Genomic DNA, 11,213 nt, shown 5'->3' with positions numbered 1-11,213 from the left:
TTTGCTTTTGCGCGCGGAAAAAGGCGTGCTTCCTGTTCACCTTGCCGAAACCCTCCTGGCATGTCCTCTTTCGCGTCTAGCGTAGCGAGAGTCCGGGCGGATCCGCATGGCGCTGGCGTTCTTGCGTTCGCCGTACCTATCCCGATCCGCGAGTTAGGGCCTCGCTTCGAGGAGAAAGACGAAAGGTGGCTTCCGATGAAGGGAATCGCTTGATTTACTGTATGAATAAACAGTATCTTGAGCGCTCCCCCCTTCGTGGCCATCCCTGTTGGCCATCCCAAGGCAGCTCGTCTCTCGAGCTGCCTTTTTCTTTGTCTCAATGGAAATCCCGGCTGCGGACGTCCAGGCCGGTGAGTAGAGGGGTCAGGTCATGCAGGCGCCCGGCGATGACGTGGCGCACCTCGCCGGAGGACTCCAGGATGCCCTCCACCTGTAGCAGCCGGGACTCGAGGAATGGCCGCCTCTGCCGTTCGGCAAGGTCGTGTCGGACCACCACGTTGACCATGCCGAACTCGTCTTCCAGGGTGATGAAGGTGATGCCGCTGGCGGTCTGTGGGCGCTGCCGGCCGACCACCAGGCCGGCGACCCGTATCGGTCGCCCATGTCCCAGTTTCGCCAGTTCGCGGGAGTCGCGGCAGCGGCGGGCCTTGAGCTGTCCACGCAAGAGTTTCAGCGGATGCGGGCCGAGGGTGGTGCCGAGGAGAGCGTAATCGCTCAGCAGTTCCTCGCCGCGCGAAGGCAGTGGCAGGCTGACCGTGCTCTCTTCGATGACGGTCCCTTCGGCGAACAGCGGCAATTGCGGCTCGACGCTGGCGACGGCCCAGCGCGCCTTGTGCCGGTGTCCGGCGAGACCGCGCAGGGCGCCGGCATCGGCCAGCAACTCCAGGGCCCGGGCGTCGAGCCTGGCGCGTCGGCCGAGATCGTGCACGTCGAGGAACGGCTCGGCCTCCCGGACCTGCTCGATACGCCTGGCATCCTCCTCGCGAAAGCCTCGGATCATCCGCAGGCCAAGGCGTATGGCCGGTTGCGCCTGGCCAAACGACTCCAGGCTGCAATCCCAACCGCTGTGGCGGACATCCACCGGGCGTGTCTGCAGGGCGTGACGGCGGGCGTCCTGGAGCAACTGGTCGGGGCTGTAGAAGCCCATCGGCCAACTGTTGATCAAGGCGCAGGCGAAGGCCGCCGGCTCGTGACGTTTCAACCAACTGCTGGCGTAGGTGAGCAGGGCGAAGCTGGCGGCGTGGGATTCAGGGAAACCGTAGCTGCCGAAGCCTTTGATCTGCTCGAAGATGCGCGCTGCGAAGTCGGCCTCGTAGCCCTTGGCGAGCATGCCTCGGGTCAGCCGCTCGCGGTGGTGTTCCAGGCCGCCATGACGCTTCCAGGCGGCCATCGAGCGACGCAGTTCGTCCGCCTCGCCCGGTGTGTAGTCGGCGGCGACGATCGCCAGTTCCATGACCTGTTCCTGGAACAACGGGACGCCCAGGGTTCGTTCGAAGACTTCCTCCAGTTCGGCTGACGGATAGGCCACCGGCTCTTCTCCGTTTCGCCGGCGCAGGTAAGGATGCACCATGTCGCCCTGGATCGGCCCTGGGCGGACGATGGCGACCTGGATCACCAGGTCGTAGAACTTCTGCGGGCGCAGGCGTGGCAGCATGGCCATCTGGGCGCGCGACTCGATCTGGAACACGCCGATGGTATCGGCGCGGCTGATCATTTCGTAGGTAGCCGGGTCTTCGCTCGGGATACTGGCGATGCTCAACCGCTTGCCGCCGCGCAGCGCGTGGATCAGGTCGAAGCTGCGGCGCAGGGCGCTGAGCATGCCCAGGGCGAGGACGTCGACCTTGAGCAGGCCGACCGCGTCGAGATCGTCCTTGTCCCACTGGATCACCGTGCGTTCGGCCATGCTGGCATTCTCCACCGGGACCAGGGTGTCCAATGGCTGCTCGGAGATGACGAAGCCGCCGGGGTGCTGCGAGAGGTGGCGCGGAAAACCGATCAACTCGCCGGTCAGGGCCAGCACCCGGCGCAGGATCGGACTCTGCGGATCGAAGCCGGCCTCTTCCAGGCGTTCGGCGCTGGGGGCCTGGTCGCTCCAGCGGCCGCAGCAGTTGGCCAGGACGTCGACCTGCTCGGGCGGCAGACCCAGGGCCTTGGCTACGTCGCGCACCGCGCCGGCGCCGTGGTAGGTGCTGACCACCGCGGTCAGCGCCGCGCGCTGGCGTCCGTAGCGTGTGAAAACGTACTGGATGACCTCCTCGCGGCGCTCGTGTTCGAAATCCACGTCGATGTCCGGTGGTTCGTTGCGCTCGCGGGAAAGGAAGCGCTCGAACAGCAGGTTGGTCCGGTCCGGGTCCAGCTCGGTGATGCCGAGGGCGAAGCACACTGCCGAATTGGCCGCCGAGCCGCGGCCCTGGCAAAGGATTTCCCGGCCCCGGGCGAAGGCGACGATGTCCTGCACGGTGAGGAAATAGCTTTCATAGCCCAGTTCGGCGATCAGCTCGAGTTCTCTCTCGATCTGCTTGCGGACCTTGGCGCTCGCGCCGTTCGGCCAGCGCCTGGCGATGCCCTGTTCGGTGAGATGGCGGAGCCATGACGCCGGGTCGTGTCCGGCCGGTACCAATTCGCGTGGGTACTGGTATTTCAGCTGTTCCAGATCGAACCGGCAGCGTTCGGCGATCTTCAGGGTTTCCGCCAGCAGGGCTTGCGGGTAGATCCCCTGCAGGGCCTCCAGGGTACGCAGGTGGCGTTCCCCGTTGGGGAAGAGATAGGCGCCGGCCTCGCTGACCGGCAGATGGTTGCGGATCGCTGTCATGCAGTCCTGCAGGGCTCGCCTGCCGCGGGCGTGCATGTGGACGTCGCCGCAGGCCACGGGCGGTAGCCGGAGATGCGAGGCGAGCGCGAGCAGTTTGTCCAGGCGGGCATCGTCATCGGCGCCGCGATGCAACTCGACGCCCAGCCAAAGGCGCTGGGGGAAGCGTTCGCGGAGCCAGGCAGCCTGCTCGTCCCCATGGTCGTTCGGCAACCAGATCGCCAACAGGCCGGCGAGCGGCTGTTGCAGATCTTCGCGCAGCAGCCGGTAGTGGCCCTTGTCGGCTTGTCGCCGGCCGCGGGTGATGAGGCGACAGAGGTTCTGGTAGCCCTCCAGGTCCTCCGCCAGGAGGACCAGCTTGGGCCCCTGTTCGAGGCGGATTTCGCTGCCGATGATCAGTTGTACCTGATGCTCCCGCGCCGCCTGCCAGGCCCGCACGATACCGGCCAGGCTGCATTCGTCGGTGATCGCCAGGGCCCGATAGCCCAGGCGTGCTGCACGGGCGAAGAGTTCCGCGGCGCTGGAGGCGCCGCGCTGGAAACTGAAGTTGGACAGGCAATGCAGTTCGGCGTAGGCGCTCATGCGAACCAGCCATGCAGCCACAGCGGCCCTTCGCTGCCGACCTCGCGATAGACCCAGGCACGTTGTCCGCTGCGGGTTTCCACCAGGTAATAGTCGCGGCGGATGTCTTCGCCATCCCACCAGCCCGACTCGATCCGCTCCGGGCCGGCCAGCACGGTGGGCAAGGCCTCGCCGAGGGGGCGTGGCTCCGCCAGCAGCCAGCCGGGGCGGAGGCCGCAGGCTGCCGGCGATTGCGCCCTGTCGCAGCTGTGCGGCCGCCAGCTTCGCTCCGGACGGTGTTCGGCGACGGCGCTCAGGCCCTGTACCGCCTCGTCGCCCAGCCGCGCGCGCAGGCGTTCCCGCAACTGTTCCCAGCCGAGATACTGCTGTGGGCGCTCGTCGAACAGTTCGCGGTGCTGCGGCGTGAAAGGAGGCAGCTCGCGGGCCTCCAGGCGCACGGCATGCACGGGGGCGGGCAGTTGCAGCTGTTCGAGACGGCCGCGGGTCAGTTCGAAGAGCATCGCCGCCTCGCGTTCGGCGCTGAGCAGGCCGACCGTGACCTGGCTGTCGGCGCGCCCGTGATGCTCTAGATGCAGGGTGAAGCGCTGCACGCCGCTGTCGCGTCCGGCGAGAAAGGCGGCGAGATCGGCGCTCAGCCGTCGCAGGGGGAAGAGCAGGGCCTGGTGCGATTCCACGTCGAAATTGAGTTCGATGCGCAGGTCGAAGGTGTCCGGCGGCCGGTAGTGCTCCAGCGCCAGCGGGCTGCGGCCGCAGAGGCGGTCGATGTGCAACAGCAGTTCGGCCGGGAAGCGACGGGCCAGGGCGGCGCGCGGCAACTCGAGGACCTGGCGCAGATGGCGCAGTCCCATGCGTCCGAGGGCGACGGCCAGCTCCCGCGAGAGTCCCAGGCGGTCCAGCGGAAGGGCGGACAACTGGCGTTGCAGCGCTGTCTCGTCCTCGATGGCCAGGCCGTCGTGGCTGTTCGCCAGGACCCTCGCCGCCACCGGGTTCGGCGCCAGGCACAGGCGATGGCGGAAGCCCAGCGCCGTGAGTTCCTTGCGCAAGCGGGCCTCGAAGCGTGGCCAGGGGCCGAACAGGGCAAGGCTGGACTGCACTTCCAGCAGCAGCGCGCGCGGATAGTGCAGGCTGACCTGCGAGCTGAAACCGTAGGCCCAGGCGGCGAGGAAGGCCTGCCAGCGCTCCACGGCGGCGAGGTCGTATTCCGCCGTGGCGAAGTCCCGGCTCAGGGCCTGGGCGGCGATCAGCGATTGACCGGGCTTCAGGCCGAGCGCGCGTGCCGCTGGGTTGACCGCCTGCAACTGCCGGCGCTGCGCTGGGCCGCCGAGCAGCGCCAGCGGTGCGTCGGGATTGTTCCGTTGACGCAGCGCGCTGTCCATGGCCAGTTGCGGCAGGAGAATGCAAGCCCAGAGCATGGCCGCCTCATTGCCAGGCGCTGGCTGGCAGGGCGGTCGCCGGCGCGAGGCCGCCCCGGCACTTGAGGATGCGCAGGCGTGGGGGGCGGGTTTCGATGCACAGGCGTAGCGCTGCCGGCGAAGGGTTGACCGCTTCGCGCAGGGGACGATAGGCGAAACCCAGGGCCTGACCGCTTTCGGCGGCGACCTGGAGGCGGCGCAGGGCGCGGTCGTCGGCCTGCTGCGGCCAGCACAGCACTGCGGCGCAACTGCCCGAGCGCAGGCACTGTTCGGCAGCCCACAAGGCGTCGCGTCCGCTGGCCTGCAACAGGACCAGGTGGCGCAGGTCGACCGCGGCGGCCAGCCAGGCCTGCGGATAAGGTACGTAGGGGGCGCCGACCAGGACGACACGACGTTGCGCCTGGGTCAGGCGAGCGAGGGTCGGCATCAGTAGTTGCAGTTCGCCGACACCGTCGCGGGCATGGAGGATTTCGCTCAGGGCATGCTCCGGCCAACCGCCGCCGGGCAGCAGTGCGTCCAGGCGCGCATGCCCGGTGGGCAGGGAAGCGCCGGCCGGTACGGCGGACTGGCCTTTCCATATCCTACGCGCGTCGAGCAGCGCACTCAGCGCTATGCCATTGCCTCGTCCGGCGACGGCTGCGGGTGGGGTGATGTCGGCTACGGATGAAAGGGAGGCCAAGGAAATAACTCGAATGCTGTATGTAAATACAGTATTTGCTGTAGTCCTTTTCTGGTCAATGGCAGTCGGTCGGCATCCTTTCATGTGACACTGAGATTCAATAACGAATATAATTGAGAATCGTTATTGATCCTGGGCGCGCTATGTCGGCCCAGTGCGTTCCGTCCCTCGAAAGGAATTCCCCTATGGATACCCTGGTCCCTGAATCCACTCGGCAAAACCTGCGTTCGCAACGTCTCAACCTGCTGACCAACGAGCCGCACCAGCGCCTGGAGAGCCTGGTGAAGAGCAAGGAACCCTTCGCCAGCCGGGACAATTTCGCCCGCTTCGTCGCCGCCCAGTACCTCTTCCAGCATGACCTGGAGCCGCTTTATCGCAACGAAGCGCTGGCCCGCCTGTTCCCCGGCCTGGCTTCCCGCGCCCGCGACGACGCCGCTCGTGCAGACCTGGCGGACCTCGGCCATCCGGTGCCGGAGGGCGACCAGAGCGTGCGCGAGGCCGACCTGAGCCTGGCCGAGGCACTGGGCTGGCTGTTCGTTTCCGAAGGTTCGAAGCTGGGCGCTGCGTTCCTGTTCAAGAAAGCCGCCGCGCTCGAACTCGACGAGAACTTCGGCGCCCGCCATCTGGCCGAACCGGAAGGCGGCCGCGCGCAAGGCTGGAAGAGCTTCGTGGCGATCCTCGACGGCATCGAGCTGAACGAGGAAGAAGAGCGCCTGGCCGCCAAGGGCGCCAGCGATGCCTTCAATCGTTTCGGCGACCTGCTGGAGCGTACCTTCGCCTGAGGGGCGTTCCTTGTCCTTTGATCGGCGGCCAACCTCGCCGACGACGATTGCCCCGGCCTGGTTGCCGGGGTTTTCTGTCTTGCGCCGCCGGCCAGGAGCGCGGACCTGCGGAGACCCTTAGCGAGGCGGCCGCTGCGCTTCCACTGAGTTGCCGAACGAGGTGCCCAGGCGAATGCGCGTCGCCGATTGGTTGTACAGGCCGAGCTGGTTTGGCGGACGCCGGACGATGGCGGCGGAATCCAGCTCCTGTTCGCGGCGGGTCCTGGCCGCGCTGTCAGGATCGGTCATCTGCTGGCTCAGGCATTCATAGGACAAAGCCTGGTAGCCGTTGACCTCGGTGTTGATGCAGTTCGCCGGCGGCGTCGGCTCGTCGGCCAGGGTGGCGTTCATGGCCAGGCCCAGGATCAGGGCCGGCAGAACCTGCGATGAACGGTGCATGGCGATTCTCCCGCGCTGGGATGGTGGTTTCCCGCTTATACGGCAATCGGTGAAAACATGTCACCGCAGGTACCGTCACACCACAGTCACACAGTGCCATCAGGATGTCCCTCCTGGGTGATGGCCATCTGGCCTGAACCGGGTAGTTCGGACTGGAATCCGTTGATGTCGATCCTCGGGGTGGCAAGGTCGTGCGCAGTGTCGTTGCTCGGTCTCGGCATGCTGCTGCCGGCGTCCGGCGCCGTGCCGGGCGATGGCGGCAGGCCGCCGTTGCGCCTGGCGGTGCACGCGTTCGATATTCCTCCGCAGAGCCTGGCATCGGCGCTGGTGACCTACAGCGGGGTGACGGGAATGGCGGTTCTGGTGGATGGCGAACTGGCCCGTGGACGGCGCTCGGCCCGCTTGCAGGGGCGCTTCACCGCCAGCGACGCCCTGACCCGACTGCTCGGCGGAACCGGCCTGATGGCGCGCTACACCAGCCAGGAAGCGTTCACCCTGCTGCCGGCGCAGGCCGTCAGGAACGCTGCGCCGCTGCCGGCAGAGATGCCGAAGGTCGAGCAGCCGCTGGATCGGCGCTACGCGGGAGCGGTCCAGGCGGCGCTGGAAGAACAGTTGTGCCGCTCGCCGCGCACTCGTCCGGGTACCTATCGCGCGGTGCTGCAACTCTGGATCGGTCGCTTCGGCGAGGTTCGCCACAGTCGCCTGCTCGGTTCGACCGGCGACCCGCAGCGGGACAGCGCCCTGGTGGAAAGCCTGCGCGGCGTGCGGGTGATGCAGGCGACGCCCGCTACGCTGGCCCAGCCGCTGACCATCCTGTTGCTGCCGAAGACGACGGGCAAGGCCATGGAATGCAAGCTGACGGAGGGAGTGGGAGGGTCATGAGCGATTCGCGGCAAAGCGCGATGGTGAAGCTGTTCCTCGCCTCCTACGACGACTTCAAGGCGCGCCTGAAACGGCGCCTGGGCTCCGAGGACCTGGCGTGCGACGTGCTGCACGAAACCTACCTGAGAGTCGACCGGCTGGATGATGCCCTGGAGGTCAAGAAGCCCCAGGCCTACCTGTTCCGTATTGCCCTGAACATTGCCGCCGACCGCCGCGAGGGCGACGCCCGCCTGCTCACCGGGGAGGAGGTGGCGGAGCTGTTGCAGGTGGCCGACGAAGGCCTCGACCCGGAGCGCATCGTCGGCGGTCACGCCGAGATCCGTCGCCTGCTGGAGGCGCTTTGCGAACTGCCGGCGCGGCGTCGGCAGATTCTCATCGCCTCGCGCCTGGAAGAGACGCCGCATGCGGAAATCTCCCGTCGCTTCGGCATTTCCACCCGCACCGTGGAGAAGGAACTCAAGGCCGCCCTGTGGTTCTGCGCGGAGCGCCTGGAAAGAAAAGTCATCCAGAGGTTCGGTCCCGGGGCCGGAAAACCGTCATAAGCATAAGCAGGTGGAAAACCGCCGCCATATCCATCCCATGAGCCATTCCGGTGTCCGTACAGCACAGTCATGACAGCCTCAGACTCCGCCGCCGATGAAACCGGCGACCTTCGCCACGAAGCGCACGCCTGGGTGATCAGCCTGACCTCCGGACGCGTCACCCAGGGCGACGCGCGGGCCTTCCGCCAGTGGTGTGCGCGCAGCCCGCAACACCTGCGAGCGTTCGTCGAGGCGCGCGATCTCTGGCAGGCACTCGGCAGTGCCGCCGCTCTGCCGCTGGAGCCGCCGGCCGTGGCGCAGATCGCGCCGAGGCGTTTCGGTCGTCGCTGGTTCGTCGGCGGTGCGCTGGCCGCCTCGGTGGCGTTGTTCGTCTTGCGCCCGTCGCTGCTCGACCATGGCCTGGGCGGCGCCGACTATGTCACGGCGGTCGGCGAGCAACGCCAGGTGCAGGTGAGCGGCGAGACGCGGATCGAGATGAACACCCGCACCCGCCTGAACGTGCGGCGCAATCAAGAGCAGCAGGAAACCATCGAACTGCTCGGCGGCGAGGCCGAGATCATCGCCAGCCACCCGCCGCAGAGCAGCCTGCGGGTGATGGCCGGGAGCGCCTGGCTGAGCGCTAGCCGGGCCCGCTTCAATGTGCGCAGCAGCGGTGACGTTTGCGTGGTGACCTGCCTGGAGGGCAGCGTGCGGCTCGAACACCTCGGCCAGCGCCTGGACCTCCAGGCCGGCCAGCAACTGACCTTCGACGAGCGACGCAACGGTCCGCCGGTGCCTTTCGACGTTGCCGAGGTGATGGCCTGGCGCGAGCGCATGCTGGTGTTCAACGACGTACCGTTGGCCACGGTGATCGACGAAATCAACCGCTACCGTCCCGGCATGCTCCTGCTGCTGGACAAGGCCCTTGGCCGACGCCGGGTCCAGGCCCGTTTCAGCCTCGATCAACTGGCCGACGTGGCGACCCTGATCCGGGATGCCTATGGGATCGAGGTCACCCGCCTGCCGGGCGGGGTGGTGCTGCTCGGCTGAGCCACCGCTTCATTGCAGGGCCACCACCCGTCGATAGCGCTCCACGCCGTTGCGGGTGACCCGTGCCAGGCTGATCTCCAGTCCGCTGGCGCGGACTTTGCTGCGTGCCGGCAGGCGCGTCCAGCCCTTTCCCGGCACCCAGGCACGGATCTCGAACCGACTCACGTCGTCCAGCACAGCCACCCGCTCCGCCAGCGGCGGCAACGGCAGGCGGTCGCCGCTGGGCGAGGCGGCGCGGTAGAGGACCTTGCCCTGTCGCCACCAGCGCACGCGCTGCAGCGGCGCGCCTGGCTCGGTACTGGCGCGGACGATGTCCAGGCGCAATGGGATCTCGCTCAGGCGCTTCAGTGCGAGTCCGGGCGGCAGGCTGTCGCCGGCCCGGATCGGCTCGTCGCCGCTGGGCAGGCCGGTCTCCTCCCGGATGGCGCTGTGCAGGGCGATGTCGCGCTCCAGTTGGTTCAGCGCGCGCAGTAGCGCGGCGCCCTGCTCGGTGCTGTCCTCCAGGTGCGCGCTGGCCCGGGCGATGCTGTCCAGGCCGCGCCAGGCCATCAGGCTGACGATGGCCATGAGCATGATCGCGACCATCACCTCGATCAGGGTGAAGCCGGCTTGCCGGCGCCGCGTCGTCGCGCGTTCAGCGTACCCGGACATGGCCGTTCGCCTCGCGCAGCACGGTGACGCTGTGTTGGCCGTCGGAGAGCGTTATCCGCAACGGCGCGCCGATCCATTCGGCGTCCAGCAACACCGGTCGCGGCGGGCGCACGCTGACCCGCAGCGGCGCGGCCTGCCAGTCGCGCGCGCGCAATTCGGTGTCGGCGGCGAAGGCGTCGGTCTTGCCGCGATAGGCCTGCGGGCTGAAGCGATAGCCCTTGGCGCTGGGCTGCCAGAGGATCGGCGTACCGCGTACCCGCGCTTCGCCCTGGGCTATTTCCAGCAACCGCGCCAGGCGCGCGGCATCCTGGCGCAGCAGGCCCGTCGGGTCGGGGCGGGCGCTCAGGCTGATGGCCGCCGTGGCGATGCCGACGATTACCAGCACCACCATCAGTTCGATCAGGGTGAAACCGCCTTGCCGGGGTCGCCTCACCGGATGCCGCTCCGCGAAGAGAGAGGTTTCCAGAGTGCCCGACGAAGATGATCGGCGTGTGAAACATAACGGAGAGAATTCCGCGCTAGGCTGGTGCCGGGGCGCCGTTCGTGGCGCCCGTCGCCCATACGCCAGGAGAGCCCGCCATGCCGGCCATGCCCCGTATCGATCCGCCCCGCCTGGTCCAGTTCGCCGCCGTGCTGGCGATCCTCGCCGGCCTGCTGTTCTGGGGCTATCTGTTGCTGGCGCCGATTCCCGGCGTGGTCCAGGCCGAGGTCGCCGACGTTCCGCCGCCCAGCGGCGAGGACGCCGCTCAACGCTGGTTCGCGGCGCCTTCCGGTGAGGTAGAGGTGCAACTGGCGGGATTGATCAGCGGTGGTCCCGCGGCGATCGCCATCCTCTCGGTGAACGGCGCGCCGGCCCAGGCCTATCGCGAGGGCGAGGTCCTGGCACGTGCGGCGAAGGTGCGGCGGATCGAGGCCGACGCGGTGCTCATCGAGCAGAACGGCGAGGTTCGCCGGGTGGCCATGCAGCGGCTCGCCGAACCGCCGCCGCTGGCTACCCTCAAGCGCGGTTGAGATCACCGGGAGCGGCTCAGCAGGGTGTTCAGGCGCGCCAGCGGCACCGCCTGTTCGCGCTGCGTGCGCACACGGATTTCCACCCACAGTAGCGCGGGGTCGTCGGTGGCCTCGACGCGTTGTTCGCAGTACAACCGCAGGCGGCCCTGGGAGCATTCGAAATCGCTGTTTCCCGGAGCCGCGCCGACGCCCAGGCGTAGCTCGGCGAGCCGGCTCTCCGCTGCCAGCAGGGCCAGCGACTTGTCGCGCAACAGACCATTGCCGTCGGTCATCAGGCCCACCGCGCGGATCGCCGCGGCCAGGGCGATGGCGACGATGGCCAGCGCGACCAGCACTTCGATCAGGGTGAAACCGCGGGAAGACAGGCGCGTGGACATCGCGGAAAGGTCGGCGAAA

At 67.9% G+C, this 11,213-nt stretch carries 12 protein-coding genes; 5 read left to right on the top strand and 7 right to left on the bottom strand.

The window, feature by feature from the left end; genetic code table 11:
* Positions 1–316: 316 nt before the first annotated feature.
* From dnaE2 to imuA, 3 genes are read right to left on the bottom strand one after another with little or no spacing between them, the layout of a single operon-like run.
* Entirely contained in the window at positions 317–3,412 is a 3,096-nt protein-coding gene (dnaE2, locus tag HMPREF2716_RS10055; protein ID WP_073650773.1) for an error-prone DNA polymerase, read from the bottom strand.
* Positions 3,388–4,803, bottom strand: a complete 1,416-nt coding sequence (locus HMPREF2716_RS10050; RefSeq protein WP_003120817.1) for a Y-family DNA polymerase — start codon at positions 4,801–4,803, stop codon at positions 3,388–3,390. The genes dnaE2 and HMPREF2716_RS10050 overlap by 25 nt, the downstream gene beginning before the upstream one ends.
* A 7-nt stretch (positions 4,804–4,810) precedes the next feature.
* Positions 4,811–5,416 (bottom strand): translesion DNA synthesis-associated protein ImuA, encoded by a 606-nt coding sequence (imuA, locus tag HMPREF2716_RS10045; protein WP_031627677.1) that lies wholly within the window; start codon positions 5,414–5,416, stop codon positions 4,811–4,813.
* A gap of 251 nt (positions 5,417–5,667) precedes the next feature.
* Between imuA and pigA the strand changes: the two genes are divergently transcribed.
* On the top strand, positions 5,668–6,264 hold the full coding sequence (gene pigA, locus HMPREF2716_RS10040; protein WP_023913126.1) for a biliverdin-producing heme oxygenase PigA: 597 nt from the start codon (positions 5,668–5,670) through the stop codon (positions 6,262–6,264).
* Between the two features lie 117 nt (positions 6,265–6,381).
* On the opposite strand, the gene HMPREF2716_RS10035 is transcribed toward pigA, so the two are convergent.
* Positions 6,382–6,702, bottom strand: coding sequence for a hypothetical protein (locus HMPREF2716_RS10035; protein WP_003455167.1), 321 nt, complete (start codon positions 6,700–6,702; stop codon positions 6,382–6,384).
* A gap of 165 nt (positions 6,703–6,867) precedes the next feature.
* Here HMPREF2716_RS10035 and vreA point away from each other — a divergent pair, with 165 nt between their 5' ends.
* From vreA to vreR, 3 genes are all read left to right on the top strand, one after another.
* Positions 6,868–7,584, top strand: a complete 717-nt coding sequence (vreA, locus tag HMPREF2716_RS10030; protein WP_003120815.1) for a TonB-dependent outer membrane receptor VreA — start codon at positions 6,868–6,870, stop codon at positions 7,582–7,584.
* Positions 7,581–8,126: an RNA polymerase sigma factor VreI gene (gene vreI / locus HMPREF2716_RS10025; protein ID WP_003085329.1), complete on the top strand. Its 546-nt coding sequence runs from the start codon at positions 7,581–7,583 to the stop codon at positions 8,124–8,126. The genes vreA and vreI overlap by 4 nt, the downstream gene beginning before the upstream one ends.
* Positions 8,127–8,195: 69 nt before the next feature.
* Positions 8,196–9,155, top strand: a complete 960-nt coding sequence (vreR, locus tag HMPREF2716_RS10020) for an anti-sigma factor VreR (protein WP_003106396.1) — start codon at positions 8,196–8,198, stop codon at positions 9,153–9,155.
* 9 nt (positions 9,156–9,164) lie between these two features.
* On the opposite strand, the gene HMPREF2716_RS10015 is transcribed toward vreR, so the two are convergent.
* Together HMPREF2716_RS10015 and gspH are read right to left on the bottom strand one after the other, a co-directional pair.
* Positions 9,165–9,806, bottom strand: coding sequence for a PulJ/GspJ family protein (locus HMPREF2716_RS10015; RefSeq protein ID WP_003120814.1), 642 nt, complete (start codon positions 9,804–9,806; stop codon positions 9,165–9,167).
* Positions 9,790–10,239, bottom strand: a complete 450-nt coding sequence (gspH, locus tag HMPREF2716_RS10010; protein WP_003106853.1) for a type II secretion system minor pseudopilin GspH — start codon at positions 10,237–10,239, stop codon at positions 9,790–9,792. Before gspH ends, HMPREF2716_RS10015 begins: the two co-directional genes overlap by 17 nt.
* A gap of 146 nt (positions 10,240–10,385) precedes the next feature.
* On the opposite strand from gspH, the gene HMPREF2716_RS10005 reads away from it, so the two are divergent.
* Entirely contained in the window at positions 10,386–10,817 is a 432-nt protein-coding gene (locus tag HMPREF2716_RS10005; RefSeq protein ID WP_004366502.1) for a type II secretion system protein N, read from the top strand.
* Positions 10,818–10,819: 2 nt separating this feature from the next.
* On the opposite strand, the gene gspI is transcribed toward HMPREF2716_RS10005, so the two are convergent.
* Positions 10,820–11,194: a type II secretion system minor pseudopilin GspI gene (gene gspI, locus HMPREF2716_RS10000; protein WP_003085347.1), complete on the bottom strand. Its 375-nt coding sequence runs from the start codon at positions 11,192–11,194 to the stop codon at positions 10,820–10,822.
* Between the last annotated feature and the right edge of the window lie 19 nt (positions 11,195–11,213).

Origin of the sequence: Pseudomonas sp. HMSC076A11, assembly GCF_001810205.1 — a bacterium.
GTDB lineage: Bacteria > Pseudomonadota > Gammaproteobacteria > Pseudomonadales > Pseudomonadaceae > Pseudomonas > Pseudomonas aeruginosa.
Note: the sequence above shows the minus strand (reverse complement) of the source record. Positions and strands in the feature narration are given on the sequence as shown.

What these genes read in the sequence shown, in the direction of transcription:
- HMPREF2716_RS10050 (WP_003120817.1), bottom strand. Translation starts at nt 4,803, where the DNA reads ATGCTCTGGGCTTGCATTCTCCTGCCGCAACTGGCCATGGACAGCGCG.
- pigA (WP_023913126.1), top strand. Translation starts at nt 5,668, where the DNA reads ATGGATACCCTGGTCCCTGAATCCACTCGGCAAAACCTGCGTTCGCAA.
- HMPREF2716_RS10035 (WP_003455167.1), bottom strand. Translation starts at nt 6,702, where the DNA reads ATGCACCGTTCATCGCAGGTTCTGCCGGCCCTGATCCTGGGCCTGGCC.
- vreA (WP_003120815.1), top strand. Translation starts at nt 6,868, where the DNA reads ATGTCGATCCTCGGGGTGGCAAGGTCGTGCGCAGTGTCGTTGCTCGGT.
- vreI (WP_003085329.1), top strand. Translation starts at nt 7,581, where the DNA reads ATGAGCGATTCGCGGCAAAGCGCGATGGTGAAGCTGTTCCTCGCCTCC.
- vreR (WP_003106396.1), top strand. Translation starts at nt 8,196, where the DNA reads ATGACAGCCTCAGACTCCGCCGCCGATGAAACCGGCGACCTTCGCCAC.
- HMPREF2716_RS10015 (WP_003120814.1), bottom strand. Translation starts at nt 9,806, where the DNA reads ATGTCCGGGTACGCTGAACGCGCGACGACGCGGCGCCGGCAAGCCGGC.
- HMPREF2716_RS10005 (WP_004366502.1), top strand. Translation starts at nt 10,386, where the DNA reads ATGCCGGCCATGCCCCGTATCGATCCGCCCCGCCTGGTCCAGTTCGCC.
- gspI (WP_003085347.1), bottom strand. Translation starts at nt 11,194, where the DNA reads ATGTCCACGCGCCTGTCTTCCCGCGGTTTCACCCTGATCGAAGTGCTG.